A 16,751-nucleotide genomic window follows, 5' to 3' on the forward strand; every position below is an offset into this window, starting at 1 on the left:
TTTTAGACAGCTCCTTATTTAAAAGAGATAAAATAATCCCCCATTAATGACTTCTATTTTAATTTTTGCTTCATATTGCTCCTCTAATGCTTTTCTTTCAATTTCATAGCATTCTGGTTTATCCTCTACATCTTCATAAAAATAATCTAATACACGTTGATCACGTTGCCATCGTTTTTGTGCTTCCATTGCCCAAGAATGATCATCCTGCTCAATAATTGACTCAATTGTAGCTTTCAATCTTTCAAGTGCTCGGGCAGGCTTAATAATATATTGCACATGAAATACATTTTCTTCGGGTTTTGTGTTAAAGTCCGAAGAACAAATCATTTCATGAAAATCCTCCTTAATAACACCAGTCAATAAATTAATGCCAAATGAGTAAAGCATTTCTTTTGTACGATCACAGCAATACGAAACTTTAAAGTTAACACCTAACCAGGGCGTTAAAATAACCTGCCCCATATCACGATCAACCTTTTCAAACAATTGAACATAGGCCCCTAGTTCTCTTGTAGCTAAAAATACTTGATTTAAACGTGGAGAGCCGTAATGAATAGCTTCCCCAAAAATGTTACCAGCCATTGCTGTTTGGTTTGTAATGAAGGTTACTTGAGCGGGGTTTGGCTCACTATTTGTCGCTTCAACGTATTGCCAATAAAATGGCCTATTCATAATTCTTTTATCTATGTCTACTGTTAATTGAACGGTTAGATAATGATCCTCTTCTCCTAAAATTGCACAGTCATTCTCCATAAAAAATTCCTTTAAATAGTGGTGAACTTGCTGCGGATACATAGCTGCATCTCCCTACCTTATACTGATTCTTTAAAGTTTGTTAAAATGGCATCTAAATCTCCAACCACCTTCTCGAACACATCAATCTTCGTATGAAGCAATTGCAGAATTTTTTCTTCAATCGTATTTTCTATAGCAAGATTATAGATATGAACATCATGCTCCTGTCCCAAACGATGGACACGGCCAATACGTTGCTCTAGCTTCATTGGATTCCAAGGTAGATCATAGTTGATTACATGATGACAAAATTGAAGGTTTATCCCCTCTCCTCCTGCCTCAGTAGCGATGAGCACCTGGGCTCGCTCTTTAAATAGGTGCTTCATATAATCTCGTTTACTTTTATTAAACTTACCATTAAACAGCACACTTGATATGCCATTAGAATGTAAGTACCATTGCAAATAAATTTGCGTAGCACGATATTCTGTAAAAATAATAACCTTGTCATTTGCTTGTTTAACAATTTCCAATGCCTTTTCTGCCTTTGAATTCACTTCCAAGGTCATTAATTTAGTTATAATCGCTTCAATTTCTTGTGGTTGTACATGATCATCCAGCATATTCGTTAATGTTAATGCTGTAGCTTCCTTGCTACTACACATTTCTTTTTGCAACGTTATTAATGAAAATGACCCTGTGTTTTGAAGGTTGCCAAGCATTTCGTAAACTTCTCTTTCTTCGTCCGTAAATGTAATCGGTACAATTTGTACACGACGATTTGTCCAATCAATCCCCGTATCTTCCCTTCGATTTCTTACCATTACCTGATTAACCAACTCTTTTAAATAATCATCATGTTCTAAATCATGCTTACTAGCAGAGAAGGCAGATTGGAACGTGTCATAGTTACCTAGATGTCCAGGCTTTAATAAGGAGATTAAATAATACAATTCAAAGATATCATTTTGAATAGGTGTGGCTGTTAATAATAGGCAGAATTTTTTCTTTAAGCCTTGTACAAACTCGTAAATTTGTGTTTTATTATTTTTTAATTTATGTGCCTCATCAATAATTATCATGTCATAATCCTGCTCATAAATGCGCTCTCTATGTGGACTCTTTTTTGCCGTATCCATACTCATAATAAGGACATCATAGCGCTCTATTGGGCAATTTTTTTTATAGGCAACGGCAGGAATATGAAATTTTATATTTAACTCTTCAATCCACTGATTAATTAAAGAAGCAGGAGCCAAAATCAATGCTCTTTTCACAAGACCTCGAATAAGGTATTCCTTTAAGATTAAGCCAGCTTCAATTGTTTTCCCTAGCCCCACCTCATCAGCTAAAATAGCTTTCCCATTCATACGTTCAATAACTGTTTCGGCTGCCTCTAGCTGGTGTTTCAAAGGTTGTAGATTAGGTAAATACTTTGTAGCCTGCAATCCTGTAAAATCAGGAATTAGTTTCATTTTCACAATATCATAGTTCATCTTGTACAATGTCCAGCTATCCCATTTTTCAAGATGATTTAATCGATCGATAAAGCCTTCTTCCCACTCGGACGACCTTTCTATTTTCATGATCATCACCCCATGTCATTTTTTCTAGTTTAGGGTGTCCAAAAAAGGAAAAGCTATGTTCTTTCTAGAGGAAAAACACCTAATGAAAGTTATTTTTTCATTAGGTGTTTGTTAATTCATATATTTACGGAATTGGCTAGGCGATTTTTCAGCAAATTCTTTAATGGATAAATGAGATGTTCTCAAGTACATTTTAGACTTTTGAAAACGAAAATCAGTGAGATAATTTGGACTAAAACCCATTTTTTCTCAAATATTTCACGATACCATGACAATCATATTCTCTGTATAATTTTCTTCTATATACTCCATAATCAGCGTTATATTTTGTTTATTATATTGATAGTCCCTCAGAAGTGTTTCTTCTAAAATAGACATCAAGATAAAAGAAAGGAACACCATGAATACTTCAGTGCTCCTAAAATCGATTATTTTAAACTTTCCTGTAATAGCTTACGATTACGTTGTTTGAAAATATCATTATGTGAGGAAACGATACCTCCCTCAGAAGCATCAGGTTGGATATATTTCTTCGCACTATTCACTGCATGAAGTGCATCATGAAAGGCTGCTGCAATTAAATGAATTTTACCATCATGGCTCAAAATATCACCCGCAGCATAAAGGCCTGGGATCGATGATTCACTATTAATCGTACCAGCGATAAAATAATCATTTTTGCGCTCAATGGCTAATGGACTATTATCTAACAGCTCTTTATCACGCACATACCCATGACTGATGACAACTTCATCAATAGGAATTTCTGTTACAGTCCCTGTTTCATGATTTGTTAAAGCAATAGCTTTAATCATTCCTGCTTGCTCGTCTGCAATCAGCTTGGTAATTTCAGAATTGAAATGGCATTCGATCGAACTATTTGCAAGCTCTGTAATTTGAGCCTCATGTGCAGACAATGTATCTTTTCGATAAGTTAAATAGACCTTGGATGCCACCTCCGTTAATTCTAATGCCCAGTCTACCGCTGTGTTACCACCACCAGAAATAATAACTGCCTTATCTTTAAATTTTTCATAGGATTTAATTGTGTAATTTAAATTAGATACTTCAAAGCGTTCAGCCCCCTCAATTTCAATTTTTTGGGGATTTAGGATGCCACCACCAATAGCAACGATAACGGTTTTGGAATAATGAATATTTCCTGACTCTGCTGTTATGACAAAAATACCATCTTCATTTTTTGCAATGGACAGGACTTTTTCATTTGTATAAATAGAAGGATTAAAGGTTAAGGCTTGCTCAACTAATTGTTTAATTAGTTGCCCCCCTGATATAGGCGTTACACCTCCCACATCCCAAATCATTTTCTCTGGATAAACATGAATTTTACCGCCTAGCTGTGGTTGTGATTCAATTAGCTTGGTTTTCATTTCACGTAAACCACAATAAAAGCTTGAATATAAACCCGCTGGCCCACCACCAATAATGGTTACATCATATAATTCTTGTTCTAACAATTTTTAACACACCTTTCAATTTGTCTTTACCTATTTCAACAATTGGACTAACTCATATCGCATGACAGTCCTACTGTGTATTTCTAATTGTGTAAACTGATTTGAACTTCCTCCTTAAATTCCATTATACGATAATGATAATCATTATCAAATAAAATTATACCAAATTCTAATTATATAAATAATAATGTTAATAATTGGTGACCAAATCATTGTACTTTTGAAAATAATTATTACTGTTCATTCTAGAAGCGAATTATACGTTTTACTTACTTTTTGATACACTATTGGAAAAAAGATAATAGAGGACGCAATGAAAAGAAAAATCTATATACTACATGAGATCTATGGAGTTAATCATTTTATTGAAAAACAAATTCAAGAATACGGCGATGAAGACACTGCTGTTTCCCTTATTTCGCTTTATCCAGAAGGACTTTCCTTTCCATATGAGCAGGAAAAACAAGCCTATGACTTTTTCTTACAGACAGTTGGCTTTGATGCTCCTCTTGAGTTACTTTCACAAAAATTATTGGAGGCTTGTGAAAATGACGATGAGGTAATATTAATTGGATATAGTGTAGGTGCAACTTTAGCCTGGCGATTAACTACACTCCCCTTACACCGTGTCATTTGTGTGTATGGCTCACGGATCCGCCAATACCTTGATAACATTCCATCTTGCCCAACTTTGGTTGTTTTACCTAGCCATGAAGATAGCTTTGATGTTCAATCATTGAAGGACACACTTGCAAGCATACCGAATGTTCAGGTCAAACAATTTCAAGGCTTACATGGCTTTATGGATGCCTCTAACTCAAACTACTGTCAGATGAGCCACTCGCAAGCACTCAATGACATCAAATACTTTTTACAAGCTAGCAAGCTATAGGAGGAATAAACGTGGAACAAAATATTGATATTCAGGTTGATCCATATATTGAAGCAGGCAATGTTATTTATCCAAGCTTTCATCTTTCTCTACAACCTGGCATGATTATAGGCATCTATACAGATGTTTCCAAAATACATACATTAATGCAATGGTTTATGAAACGAGATGATACGTATACTTCTTTTCGTGAAAGCTCGTTATATGAGCGACTCACAGCGCGCGAGTATATCCAGTTCATTTTAAAGCTTTTTAGCCGCCCAACTAATGAAACAGAGAACATATTGAAGCTTTTTAAACTTACTGAACAAAAAAACAATAGAATTAGTAAGCTTTCTAATAGTGAAAAACAGCGATTAAAACTATTGAATATGTACCTACATCCGGCATCTATTCAAATTTTAGAAGAACCCTTTCAAAATATAGATGAATTTTCAAAGCAAACTATCCAACAGTTATTAAAAAATCTCGCAAAAGAGCACAAAATTATTATTTTATTATCAAATAATCTAGAAGACTTAATGGTTGCAAGTACAACTATACATCGATTAGATGGAGCAGACTTACATGCTTTAGACGTAAAAGAGGATGGTGTAGAACAGGCACCAATAACCATTAAGAATGCACCAATTCGACTAGATAAAATCCCAACAAAGAAAAATGAAAAGATTATTTTATTTAATCCACCCGAAATTGATTATATTGAAAGTGTTGAAGGAGAAGTATCTATTTATGTAGCAGGTGAAGCTTATCCATGTACTCTATCGCTAAATGAGTTAGAGCAAAAATTGACACCATTCGGCTTTTTTAGAAGCCATCGTTCTTATATTGTGAATCTACAAAAGGTTCGAGAGATTATTACTTGGACACGCAATAGCTATAGCTTAGCACTCAACAGTACAGAAAAGACAGTTGTTCCACTGTCGAAAAATAAATTGGCAACTTTAAAGGAAATACTCGGAATTTAGTAGATTTCCCAGGAAATAATCGACTCCTGTCACCTTTAATAAAATTCCATTGAAGGTTCTTTTTCTGCCTTTCACATGATTTTTACTGTGAGCCTTACCCTTGTTGTTTATAGTGTAGACATCAACAACAAACAGGAGGTTACACATGAACGCAGTGATTGATGTGCAACATTTGAAAAAAACTTTTAATAATGAAACAGCATTACAGGATGTTTCCTTTACCATTAAGAAAGGGGAAATATTCGGCTTTCTTGGCCCAAGTGGTTCTGGTAAAACTACTACTATTAAAATATTAACCGCACAAACAGATAAATCGGCTGGTAATGTTCTATTATTTGGGCAACATGCATCTGAAATGAAGCAAAGTCACAATCGTAAACGTTTCGGTATTTTGACAGATAATAGTGGCTTGTATACGAGACTATCAATTGAAGAAAATTTAATACTTTATAGTAATTTATATCAGCTATCTCCATCTGCTGTAAAAGAAGCTTTGGACTTTGTCAATTTATATGCAGAACGTAAAAAGAAGATCAGTCAGCTTTCCAAAGGAATGATTCAACGTGTTACACTTGCTCGTGCAATTATGCACAAGCCCGAATTATTATTTTTAGATGAGCCTACTTCTGCTTTGGACCCAGTAAATACACAGCATATATATAATGGCTTACGAAAATTAAATGCTATGGGTACAACAATTTTTTTAACAACACACGATATGAGCGAAGCAGAAATACTTTGTGATCGTGTTGCTTTCCTGCATAAAGGGAAAATCCGAGCAATCGGCGCTCCAAAAGATCTAAAAAAAGAATTTGGCTCTGACACTATTACAGTAGAGCTTAAAAATGGCGAACAGGAAATTATAGAGAATGGTTCTCAAGATGCAGAGAAGTTATATCAATGGATGCAATCCGATCAAGTTACACGTATCTATACAAACGAGCCAACACTAGGTGACATTTTTATGCAAATAACAGGGAGTGATTTAGTATGAATATTTCAATGACACGTATTCAAGCTATATTGATGAAGGATTATAAGGAATTCTCACGTAACTATGCCGTATCAACTATGGTATTACTACCACTTATAATGGCGTTTTTATATAATCGATTAGGTGCAAATACTATTAGCATGTATTTTCTACCAATTAACATGACATTTTCCATAGTGACTACTTACGTACAATGTAGTTTAATTGCAGAAGAAAAGGAAAAAAACACTCTTCGCAGTCTTATGCTCTCCCCTGCCTCACTTGGAGATATTTTAATTGGTAAAAGCCTGTTTGTTCTAATTGTTACAATTGTATCTGTAACAATGGCTATTTTTCTAGTTGGCTACGAACCTGCAAACCTTTTTATCTTAGCAATTGCATTATTGCTTTCTGCTGTGTTTTATATTGCTCTAGGTACAATATGCGGTTTATTTGCTAAATCTATTATGGAAGCATCTATTATTGTGTTACCTGTAATGGTTATCTTCTCATTTGGACCTCTGGCCTTAGCTCTATCTTCGGCATACCCAATCTTAAAATTAGCTGAATGGCTACCAAGCTCACAGTTATTACTTTTAGCAGAGGCGTTAGAAGGTAAGTATTCTATGGCAGATGTTCTTATTCCTATGATTACGATAATTGTATGGTCTCTTCTTTCTTGGATTTTCGCAGCAATTATCTATAAAAAAAGAATGGTCGATTAAAGACCATTCTTTTCTTCAGGTAATAATTCCTTCTCCCGTTTTTCAATTTCCTCTAACGTATCTGCATACCATACACCGACAAATCTAGAAGGTACAGACTCCTCAAAATAATCTCCATCATAGAAAGATAAGGGAAATAACATACCTTGTTTTATATATTTCTTAATTGTTTGATAGAAGTAATTATTCTGTTGTGGGCTTTGTGCTGAATAGGAGCTAAATTTATTGATGGGCTTTCCTAAAGCATCATGAAACATCAGCATAGAGGTTGAACCATTTTGACGGAAATTTAAATCTATCGCTTGAACATCACCAGCTTCAGTGACAATTAAATCAAAGCCTGCCACACCGACAAAGCCTTCTTCAACGCCACGTTCCATAATATGCTTTCCTACTTCAATTACTTTTTCGGGCACTTTATCTACAATGATATTCCCTTCGTAAATGCCATTGTCATCCGTAATTTGCTGGGAAGCTCCTAAATATTGAATACCTAGCTCCTCCGAGTAAACAAATTGACAGCTATAGTTGTCCTTTGTCTGTAAAAGCTCCTCAATGATTATACTTTCAGTTCCAGTCATCCGAAATTGTCGTAAACCCTCCGTCAGCTCCTCTTTATTATGACAAATGGTAACGCCATATCCTCCCGATGTCGGAGAATCATCGCCAGGCTTCAGTACTACAGGAGGCTGCCAATTTTTAATGGCATCTGAAAGTCTATACGTCTCCACATTTAGACGACTTGGCACATATTTACTATCGATTAAATGATCAATATAAGCTTTTGTATTCAACTCATTAAATTTCTCCGCATCCATCCAATAACATTGACGATCCATATGCTCCAGGTCGTGTATATATTGACATACAATGGTCTTCCCTTCCTTACACCATGTTTGGATCTGTGCCAGATATTCCTCTTGAGTCTCATAACTATAAGGCTGTTCTACCCATGGTAATCCTGCTAATTGATGAAGCTCTTGCGCCTTTTCTGTTTGTGTTGCTCGATGTACTAGCACGGGGATATCAGCAATAGCAACTTCTCTTGAGGTTAAAGCATCTAGCTTATGAGGATCATCCATCATCCACGGATTATCGCTATACGGTGTTCTTGGTGTATACACAGCATTATCACCATAAATTTGTCTTAACGTGTATTTAGGTTTCAAGTAGATTACCCTCTTTCAATTTTTCGGTACTCTACTCTACCCTCCCCTTTATTTTTTGACACTTTTTATAAGAAAAAAGGGTTTTACGGGTTATATAAATCCCTTTTTATACCTATTAACATCCCAATTGCACTAATAGACTTTCTAAATGCTTTTTCACCTGTGGCCATTCTTCTATTGTAATGCTATACATAACGGTATGCCTAGTTGTCCCATCTTTGCGAATCATATGGTTACGCAATATTCCCTCTTTTGTAGCACCAATTCGCTCAATTGCCTTTTGAGAACGAATATTTTCATGATCCGTTTTTATTTGTACACGTTGTAAATGAAGATGCTCAAAAGAGTATCGTAATAGCAAATACTTACAATTAGTATTAATAGCTGTACGCCAGTATGCGGGTGTTAGCCATGTATAGCCAATTTCTAATCGCTGATGCTTGTCATCAATATCCATAAAACGTGTAGACCCGATAATGTCCCCTGATTGTTTATCCACAATCACAAATGGAAATTCTGTTTTTTCGTTTTTTGCCTTTAATGCGTTTTCCACAAATTTATTCACATCTTCCTTTTTTTCTATGGTTGTGGACATATGTGACCAAATTTCTGGATAACTTCCTGTCTCTAAAATTCCTGGTAAATCGCTCAATTCTAAAGGCTTTAGTTTAACCACTTCATTTTCTAATGTTATAAATTCCATTACACTTCACTCCTTTTTACTTATTTAACGGTAAAATTGATATGATATATATAACCAATTACTAAAAAATCAACCATACCAGAGGAGGAGGAAATTATCTGGAGCTCTCCATTATATTTACAGGCAATCTAGCGAAATACATCCAAATCTATGAAGAGATAAAGCATGCTATTATCACTAAAAAATTACTTGCTCATGAACAACTGCCTTCTAAACGAGCTCTCGCCCTAACATTGAATGTGAGTGTACACACCATAAAGGAAGCCTATGAGCAGTTACTTGCAGAAGGCTATATTTATAGTAAAGAGCGTTCTGGTTATTTTATTGCGCCCTTTGAATTTGATTGGCTACAGCAAGTACCCCAGCATGTATCTGTTCCAAGTAACAATATCCCTAACAATATACAATTTGATTTTACAAATGGACATGTGGATAACGAGGCTTTTCCTTATGCTGCTTGGCACAAGCTTATTAAAAAACATTTTAATAGTAACAACTTATCAACAAGCCCTTGGGAGGGAGAGACAACTTTACGCACAGAGATTGCCCGCTATGTAGAGCGTTCTCGTGGGGTTAGCTGTGATGCTTCACAGGTATTTATATACAGTGGTACACAAAGCCAGCTTCAGGCTCTTTGTCATTTTCTTGGGTCTGCGACACGCGTTGGGTTAGAGGAGCCAGGATTTAAAAGAGTGCGTGCCGTTTTACAGCAATGTGGATTGTCCACAGAGGCGATTCCTGTGGACTATTCAGGGGTTACACTCCCTGCAACACCAATTCACATGTTATACACAACACCTGCTCATCAATTTCCATTAGGCATGATTATGACCATAGAAAGAAGAGTGGCATTGTTACAATGGGCTAACTCGAACGCGGGGCTTATTATTGAAGATGATTATGATTCCGAATTTCGTTATAAGGGGCTACCAATCCCGTCTTTAGCAAAAATGGATCAGCTTCAGCGTGTCATTTATTTCGGAACATTTTCAAAAACATTGCTTCCATCCTTACGCATTAGTTATATGATCCTTCCAAAGTCTTTAGTAGTGCCGTTTATGACTTTTCATTCTGAGCAAAAATCGGTTGTCTCCAAAGTAGACCAACTTGTCTTAGCAGACTTTCTTGCACAAGGTCTATTCGATAAGCATTTGGCAAAAATGCGAACAATCTATCGTAAAAAACAACAAGCATTATTGACCGCCATCTCTTCACATTTTTCAAATGAATTTCAAGTAATCGGTGAAAAATCCGGACTTCATATAGTCATCAAGCTACCACAACATCTCACCGAGAGTAGAGCGATCCAGCTTGCTCAAGAGGTAGGGGTTCAAGTCTATCCATGCTCTACCTCCTATCAGAATGGAACAAATGAAACCATGATCATTATAGGGTATGGTGGACTGACACTTCAGCAAATAAATGAAGGAATTGCACTCCTTGCGTCCGTTTGGCAATAGCATGTGATTCATTAGTTTGTCGAAATCTCATTTAAATAAAGCGAAACTTTATATAGTTTTTTTCGTATTTAAAGTTAAATGGACACATAAGGGGATAAGACAATAATGGAGAATCGAGAGTTATTAGAGCAGCATTTACAAGAGATTCAAGTGTGGGAAAAAGATCAAAAAGATTTATGGTTTTGGGAGAAATTAGGGAGAATACCATTTAAATTATTAGATAAAATGACACCTGCCTTTCTCCAAAATAAAATTGCTTTATTGGTAGATGAACTAGGCAATTATATTCAGTCCGGTGGAAAGTATTTAATCAATGAAAAAGCCATGATACAAAAAATTCGTGACCATTCTTCCACTCAGCATATTATAACTATATCTGATATTGGTCAGATTCCTTTAGAGGACATGATCTCCCTCAGTGACAAATTACAAAATGAACGTGTGAAATTTGCTACTGTACAAGGAGCCTCTACTGGCTTTGGAGGCATCTTTACTTTAGCTATTGATATTCCAATGATTTTAGGGACTGCACTAAAAACTTTGCAAGAAATAGCAATTATACATGGCTATGATCCGAACGATAAAATGGAACGTATTTTTATTGTAAAATGTCTACAATTTACCTCTGCTGATATTGTTGGTAAAGAAGCAATCTTACAGGAGCTTTCTGCTATGAATAGCTCAAAAAAGGCTTCCGATAACATGATTTCTCAGCTTCAAGGATGGCAGGAAGTATTTTACACATATCGTGATCAGCTAGGCTGGAAAAAGCTGTTTCAAATGATCCCTATTGCAGGGATGGTTTTTGGAGCCTATGCCAATAAGGGCATGATTCAGGATGTAGCCGAAACGGGTATGATGCTGTATCGTAAAAGACGTATTTATGAAAAACTTACTGAATTAGATGGTTGATTGACAAAAGATGACACCCATATTTGGAGTGTCATTTTTTTTGTGCTTTTATATTTTAATAAGTATTTTTCCTTGATGCTGACGACTTTCCATAAATTCGTGAGCCTTTTTCATTTCCTCTAAGGTAAATATTTTAGCAATCGGCACCTGAAAACTGTCTTCTTTTACTAAAGAGAAAATATCCTGTGCCACCTGTTGTAACAGTTCTGGCTTCAAAGCTCTTGTCGTACCTAAGCTAAATCCTTTTATATTGCGGCAACTATTGTGTAAATCTGCTGTTTTAATATTACCTGCTCTGCCTCCACTATTCCCAAATTGGACAAGCGTACCATAAGGCGCTAAGCAAGTTAAACTCTCCTCGGTGATAGCTCCTGCAATGGAATCGTACACAATATCAACACCCTGACCCTTTGTAAGTTCATTGACATTTGTACTAAATTGATCATATGTTAGTACATGATCCGCACCAAGCTGATAAACGATTGGGGCTTTTTCTAAATTACTCACTGTACCTATAATCTGTTTAGCTCCCAGCCTTTTTGCCATTTGAACAAGCATTGTACCTACCCCACCAGAAGCAGCATGAATTAGGACGGCATCCTGCTGACCAATGGCTGCTATTTGATGTGTTAACATATACGATAAAAATAAAACAGTCGGTACAGCTGCTACCTTCTCGATTGGTACACCACTAGGTATTTTAAAGACTAGTTGTTCCTTTGCTACAACAAATTCTGCATAAGCGCCGTTTTTCGGGAATGCGATAACTTGGTCACCCTTTTGAAAACCACTACTATCATTAAAAACTTCTTCAATTACCCCTGCAACATCCAAACCAAGAACCATCGGAAAATTTGCTTTAGCTTTATTACCTGTGCGATTTTTAATATCTGCAAAATTTACGCTTGTATAGGTTGTCCGTATTAAGACTTCACCCTCACAAATAGTCGGTTTTGGACAATCAATAGATGTTAAAACCTCAGATGTGCCAAATTCATTGATAATAATAGCCTTCATAAATTTCTCCCTCCTTGCTATAGTAAAATTATATACTATATATAGAAATGATGGAGGAATATTCATGAAAATCAAACCTAAGCACGCCATGTACAATGGTCTATCCTACAGCTTTTTTGATAGAAAAAGCGATAAGGTATGTTTTATGCTCTCTGGCACAGGCTATACCTATGATAAACCTATACTTTATTATTCTACGGCATTACTGCTAGAACTTGGCTATGATGTCATCCAAATCAATTATACATTTGAGCAGCAGCACTTTGAACAGGACTCCCAAGCCATATCAGAAATGGTCTATCGTGTTGCCAATCCTATTGTAGAGAAATGCTTGCAATCAAAGCCTTATAGAGAAGTCGTCTATCTAGGAAAATCTTTAGGTACTATGCCAATTGTCGATTATTATATGCAGCAGACTCCTTCTATCCCTGCTCGTTATGTACTTTTCACCCCATTACTTTCTCTTCAACATACAATGGCAAATCTATTAGACAAACATGCATTTTTGGCAATTGGTACAGCGGACCCTCATTATTCACAGGAGAAGCTAGCGCAACTTGCTACCCTTCAGCTTGCTGTTTTGGAGAACCTTAATCATTCACTTGAAATTCCCTTGAATGTTGATTTATCCATACAGCACTGCCAATCGCTGATAACACAATTAAAAATCTTTCTACAAAATAATTAGTAATCTTTTTATAGGACTATTTACCAAAATCATGTACATATGTTACACTAGCGAAAATACATTGAAGAGAAGAGTAAATAAGGCTGTTCTTCCCAGAGAGCTCGGATTGCTGAAAACGAGTAAGAACGAATTATTGAAACAAGCCTCGGAGTAGCGCATTGGATTTTGTTTGAATGATGGTGCGACGGGAACTCCCGTTATAGAGTTACAGTATAAGCATAGGCACTATGCCGTACTGAAAAGGCTATTATGGTGACATAATAGTGAACTAGGGTGGCACCACGTGAGTATATAAATTCTACAACCTCGTCCCTAAGACTAATCGTCTTGGGGGTGGGGTTTTTTATTTTGCAAATCGTCACTTTGCTTAAGGAGGAATTTATATGAGAAAAGCTTTAGAAAGCTGGCGCTATCCTGCCATCCTATTATGTAGTATTGGTGTTTCCAGTGTTGGCGAATGGATTTATTTTATCGCCTTAAATTTAATTGTGTTAAACCTCACAGAATCTGCTTTGGCTGTCTCTGGATTGTATATTGTAAGAGCGATTTCTTCCTTGTTCACTAATTTTTGGTCAGGAAGCCTAATCGATCGTTTTAATAAGAAAAAGCTAATGATTATTCTAAATATGATTCAATCTATACTCATTGTCATACTCCCCTGCTTTTCAAGCCTAGTGTGGATGTATGTCTTTGTCTTTATCATTACAGTAGCTAGCTCTATGTATCAGCCGACATCTATGACTTATATCACTAAGTTAATTCCTATCGAACAAAGGAAACGCTTTAATTCATTACGCAGCTTGCTCGACTCTGGTGCATTTCTAACTGGGCCAGCAATCGCAGGTTTCTTGTTCACAGTTGGAACACCTCATATGGCTATATATTTAAATGCGATTGCGTTATTTCTATCAGCCTGTATAACGTTCAAAATGCCGAATATTGAAGCCTTTGAAAAATTTGTTGGACATACAGAAAGAACATCCCTTTATCGCGTATTGCTTCAGGATTGGCAAATGGTCATACGCTTTAGCTTAAAAAATTCCTACGTGATGGTAGTCTATTTATTGTTTAGTGCTATCATCATCTTGATGACAGCTACTGATTCTTTGGAGGCTGCCTTTGCAACACAAATATTAGCTTTATCTGAAGGGGAATATGGTATTTTAGTCAGTATCGCGGGGGTAGGTGTTTTAATTGGCTCGCTAACTAACTCTGTTACTGTCGAAAAAATACCAACTTCTTGGTTAATAGGTATGGGGTCTCTCGTAACAGCATTGGGCTATTTAATATTTACCTCATCCTTTTCCTTTCTTATAGCTGCTATAGGTTGCTTTGTATTATCCTTTGCAACTGCCTTTGCGAATACAGGATTTTATACATTTTATCAAAATAATATTCCCTCTGAGAGCATGGGTCGTATAGGAAGTATTTATGGATTTTTTGGAGCTCTTTTTATTATTATGTTTACTACTATTTTTGGGATTTTCGCTGAATGGATTACCATACGCTCAGTTGTCATTAGTGCATCCTTTATGATGGCATTTGTAGCTGTCATTCTACTATGGCTAAATATAAAACCTTCGAAAAGCCACTATTATAAAAGGTTGATAAGTAGCAAGCAACAATAATCTCACTTTTCATATAAAAACCATCTAATGTCTACTAATTACTTACACTAGATGGTTTTTTATCGAAATAAGCAATCTTATATATACCCTAATTCATAGGATAGCTGCTGTGCAGTTTTAATGACTTCCTGTGTTATACTTTCTAATTTTTCAGCATCTGTATCATATTCAAAGCACTCTGCACTAATGGCTGCAATTGTTTGTTTATTTGAATCAAATATAGGTGCTGCTATGGATACTGTCCCCTTTGTTTTTTCTCCAACGCTTATGGCAAAGCCTTTTTCTCTTACATCATTGAGGCTCTCTATCAATTTTTCTTTTTCAGGCTCCTCAAGTTGTTGGAAAAATTGTTGCTGTACATCGCTTTTAGAAAACGCAAGCAATACTTTATTTGGAGCCCCTATAGGATATGGGATTTTTTCACCAATCATATCAATAATACGGACATTTTTAGGACTATCAATTCGATCAATAATAATGGATGCAAACTGTTTAGCAATACTTAAATAGATTGTTTCGCGAACATTATATGCAAGGTTTTCTAATAGAGGATGCGCTTTTTCTCTAATATCCGTCTCATGATACATTTTCATACCCAGTTGCAACCATGTATACCCTAATCGAAATTCTTTTTTATTCTCATTTCTCTCTACTAAATCAAAACTTTCTAATGTATATAATAATCTGTATATTGTGCTAGTAGGCAAGTCTGTTTCATTAAAAATTTCTTGCACAGTAAAAAAACGCTTCGGATGCTTCGCCAGTATATTTATAACTAACATAGCTCTTTCGATTGATTGAATCATTACAATTACTCCCTTTCATTTCCCCATATGATCACTATCTTAAGGTTTATATAGATCCAGTTAGCTTTAACTGGGATCATTATGAAATTAAAATTCATGCAAATTATCAAATTTTTATGTACCTTCAATTTTTTACATGTAGCCCTGCTTTTGAATGTAGTTTCATTTTATTTTAACTAATTTTTATGCATATAAATAGATGCTACATGAAATATATACATAGTTCCACTCAATTAGTGCGGAAAATTACGAGTATTCACAAAAATTAAAATTGACAATTTGCTGTTTTCCATTTACGATGAATTTATATTCCACTATATAGATTTAATTTCGTATAGTGAAAAATAAATGACAGTAAAAATATGTATTTCTCTTCTAATTATCTATTTATATCATCATGAAAATAAAACATATTACTATAAAAGGAGAAAAAATCATGAATGCTTTTATGTGGGATACACCTGAAAAACTACGTGCCCTATTATGTGAACTTGTGAGCTGGGAAAGCCGAACATTAACGGAGGGCGAAAATAAATTTGCCTATCAGTTAAAAGATAAATTGTTAACGCTTCCATATTTTGAAAAACACCCGGAGTTGATTGAATTACATGATGCAGGACTTGGCAGAAATGCGGTGACAGCCTTCTATAAGCATCCAACGGCAACAGAAACCGTTGTGTTAATCAGTCACTTTGATACGGTGCATACGGAGGAATATGGTGAACTAGAGCCGTTAGCCTTTTCTCCAGAAGAACTAACGAAAAAGCTCCTAGAACCTAAATACCTAAAAGACTTACCAGAGGCAGCTCGCATTGACCTGGAGTCAGGGAATTACTTATTTGGACGCGGCACAATGGATATGAAAATGGGCCTTGCCTTACACATGCAGCTGATCGAAAAGGCAAGCTTTGAGCAATGGCCGATTAATTTGATTTTAACGACGGTTCCTGATGAGGAAGTCAACTCTGCTGGTATGAGAGCGGCTGTTGTGGAACTGGTGAGACTGCG

Annotated in this window: 16 protein-coding genes and 1 other annotated feature; of the genes, 9 read left to right on the plus strand and 7 right to left on the minus strand. The window is 35.8% G+C overall.

Annotated features, from left to right (window positions below):
• Window positions 1–18 precede the first annotated feature (18 nt).
• The 3 genes from V1L66_RS21305 to V1L66_RS21315 form a co-directional block, all read right to left on the minus strand.
• A complete protein-coding gene (locus V1L66_RS21305) occupies window positions 19–798 on the minus strand; it encodes a YqhG family protein (RefSeq protein WP_036078017.1) in 780 nt (259 codons plus the stop codon).
• A gap of 17 nt (window positions 799–815) precedes the next feature.
• On the minus strand, window positions 816–2,330 hold the full coding sequence (locus tag V1L66_RS21310) for a DEAD/DEAH box helicase (RefSeq protein WP_258859020.1): 1,515 nt from the start codon (window positions 2,328–2,330) through the stop codon (window positions 816–818).
• A gap of 422 nt (window positions 2,331–2,752) precedes the next feature.
• Window positions 2,753–3,802, minus strand: a complete 1,050-nt coding sequence (locus tag V1L66_RS21315; protein ID WP_333006864.1) for an NAD(P)/FAD-dependent oxidoreductase — start codon at window positions 3,800–3,802, stop codon at window positions 2,753–2,755.
• Between the two features lie 313 nt (window positions 3,803–4,115).
• Between V1L66_RS21315 and V1L66_RS21320 the strand changes: the two genes are divergently transcribed.
• The 4 genes from V1L66_RS21320 to V1L66_RS21335 all read left to right on the plus strand — a co-directional run bounded on the left by V1L66_RS21320 (window position 4,116) and on the right by V1L66_RS21335 (window position 7,360).
• Window positions 4,116–4,694 carry a dienelactone hydrolase family protein gene (locus tag V1L66_RS21320; protein ID WP_258859021.1) on the plus strand — a complete coding sequence of 193 codons (579 nt, stop codon included), beginning with the start codon at window positions 4,116–4,118 and terminating at the stop codon, window positions 4,692–4,694.
• Window positions 4,695–4,705: 11 nt separating this feature from the next.
• Window positions 4,706–5,662 (plus strand): LytTR family transcriptional regulator DNA-binding domain-containing protein, encoded by a 957-nt coding sequence (locus tag V1L66_RS21325; protein WP_258859022.1) that lies wholly within the window; start codon window positions 4,706–4,708, stop codon window positions 5,660–5,662.
• Between the two features lie 145 nt (window positions 5,663–5,807).
• The gene (locus V1L66_RS21330) at window positions 5,808–6,656 is read left to right on the plus strand and encodes an ABC transporter ATP-binding protein (protein WP_036078004.1); all 849 of its coding nucleotides are present in this window, start codon (window positions 5,808–5,810) and stop codon (window positions 6,654–6,656) included.
• Window positions 6,653–7,360 (plus strand): ABC transporter permease, encoded by a 708-nt coding sequence (locus tag V1L66_RS21335; RefSeq protein ID WP_036078002.1) that lies wholly within the window; start codon window positions 6,653–6,655, stop codon window positions 7,358–7,360. Before V1L66_RS21330 ends, V1L66_RS21335 begins: the two co-directional genes overlap by 4 nt.
• On the opposite strand, the gene V1L66_RS21340 is transcribed toward V1L66_RS21335, so the two are convergent.
• The gene (locus tag V1L66_RS21340) at window positions 7,357–8,529 is read right to left on the minus strand and encodes an ATP-grasp domain-containing protein (RefSeq protein WP_333006866.1); all 1,173 of its coding nucleotides are present in this window, start codon (window positions 8,527–8,529) and stop codon (window positions 7,357–7,359) included. The two genes, V1L66_RS21335 and V1L66_RS21340, sit on opposite strands and share 4 nt — an antisense overlap.
• Before the next feature lie 115 nt (window positions 8,530–8,644).
• Window positions 8,645–9,232: a GNAT family N-acetyltransferase gene (locus tag V1L66_RS21345; protein ID WP_009373719.1), complete on the minus strand. Its 588-nt coding sequence runs from the start codon at window positions 9,230–9,232 to the stop codon at window positions 8,645–8,647.
• A gap of 98 nt (window positions 9,233–9,330) precedes the next feature.
• Between V1L66_RS21345 and V1L66_RS21350 the strand changes: the two genes are divergently transcribed.
• Together V1L66_RS21350 and V1L66_RS21355 are read left to right on the plus strand one after the other, a co-directional pair.
• Window positions 9,331–10,692, plus strand: coding sequence for a PLP-dependent aminotransferase family protein (locus V1L66_RS21350; RefSeq protein ID WP_333006871.1), 1,362 nt, complete (start codon window positions 9,331–9,333; stop codon window positions 10,690–10,692).
• Between the two features lie 105 nt (window positions 10,693–10,797).
• Entirely contained in the window at window positions 10,798–11,604 is an 807-nt protein-coding gene (locus tag V1L66_RS21355) for an EcsC family protein (protein WP_333006867.1), read from the plus strand.
• 48 nt (window positions 11,605–11,652) lie between these two features.
• Here the strand turns inward: V1L66_RS21355 and V1L66_RS21360 are convergent, their stop codons facing one another.
• Window positions 11,653–12,621: a zinc-binding dehydrogenase gene (locus V1L66_RS21360; protein WP_036077989.1), complete on the minus strand. Its 969-nt coding sequence runs from the start codon at window positions 12,619–12,621 to the stop codon at window positions 11,653–11,655.
• Between the two features lie 64 nt (window positions 12,622–12,685).
• Between V1L66_RS21360 and V1L66_RS21365 the strand changes: the two genes are divergently transcribed.
• Window positions 12,686–13,309, plus strand: a complete 624-nt coding sequence (locus V1L66_RS21365) for a hypothetical protein (protein WP_333006868.1) — start codon at window positions 12,686–12,688, stop codon at window positions 13,307–13,309.
• Window positions 13,310–13,361: 52 nt separating this feature from the next.
• Window positions 13,362–13,626, plus strand: a binding site (T-box leader).
• 66 nt (window positions 13,627–13,692) lie between these two features.
• Window positions 13,693–14,937 (plus strand): MFS transporter, encoded by a 1,245-nt coding sequence (locus V1L66_RS21370; protein WP_333006869.1) that lies wholly within the window; start codon window positions 13,693–13,695, stop codon window positions 14,935–14,937.
• A gap of 77 nt (window positions 14,938–15,014) precedes the next feature.
• On the opposite strand, the gene V1L66_RS21375 is transcribed toward V1L66_RS21370, so the two are convergent.
• Complete coding sequence (locus V1L66_RS21375; RefSeq protein ID WP_036077981.1) at window positions 15,015–15,743, minus strand: IclR family transcriptional regulator; 729 nt, start codon at window positions 15,741–15,743, stop codon at window positions 15,015–15,017.
• Window positions 15,744–16,179: 436 nt separating this feature from the next.
• On the opposite strand from V1L66_RS21375, the gene V1L66_RS21380 reads away from it, so the two are divergent.
• The coding region (locus tag V1L66_RS21380) for a M20/M25/M40 family metallo-hydrolase (RefSeq protein WP_409072233.1) at window positions 16,180–16,751 on the plus strand (572 nt) is incomplete at its 3' end.

Origin of the sequence: Lysinibacillus sp. IITD104 (assembly GCF_036698265.2) — a bacterium.
GTDB classification, from domain to species: Bacteria; Bacillota; Bacilli; order Bacillales_A; family Planococcaceae; genus Lysinibacillus; species Lysinibacillus boronitolerans.

Bases quoted from the DNA above. Each gene is read 5' to 3' on its own strand.
- V1L66_RS21305 (WP_036078017.1), bottom strand. From the start codon at position 798: ATGTATCCGCAGCAAGTTCACCACTATTTAAAGGAATTTTTTATGGAG.
- V1L66_RS21310 (WP_258859020.1), bottom strand. From the start codon at position 2,330: ATGATCATGAAAATAGAAAGGTCGTCCGAGTGGGAAGAAGGCTTTATC.
- V1L66_RS21320 (WP_258859021.1), top strand. From the start codon at position 4,116: ATGAAAAGAAAAATCTATATACTACATGAGATCTATGGAGTTAATCAT.
- V1L66_RS21330 (WP_036078004.1), top strand. From the start codon at position 5,808: ATGAACGCAGTGATTGATGTGCAACATTTGAAAAAAACTTTTAATAAT.
- V1L66_RS21335 (WP_036078002.1), top strand. From the start codon at position 6,653: ATGAATATTTCAATGACACGTATTCAAGCTATATTGATGAAGGATTAT.
- V1L66_RS21345 (WP_009373719.1), bottom strand. From the start codon at position 9,232: ATGGAATTTATAACATTAGAAAATGAAGTGGTTAAACTAAAGCCTTTA.
- V1L66_RS21355 (WP_333006867.1), top strand. From the start codon at position 10,798: ATGGAGAATCGAGAGTTATTAGAGCAGCATTTACAAGAGATTCAAGTG.
- V1L66_RS21360 (WP_036077989.1), bottom strand. From the start codon at position 12,621: ATGAAGGCTATTATTATCAATGAATTTGGCACATCTGAGGTTTTAACA.
- V1L66_RS21365 (WP_333006868.1), top strand. From the start codon at position 12,686: ATGAAAATCAAACCTAAGCACGCCATGTACAATGGTCTATCCTACAGC.
- V1L66_RS21370 (WP_333006869.1), top strand. From the start codon at position 13,693: ATGAGAAAAGCTTTAGAAAGCTGGCGCTATCCTGCCATCCTATTATGT.
- V1L66_RS21375 (WP_036077981.1), bottom strand. From the start codon at position 15,743: ATGATTCAATCAATCGAAAGAGCTATGTTAGTTATAAATATACTGGCG.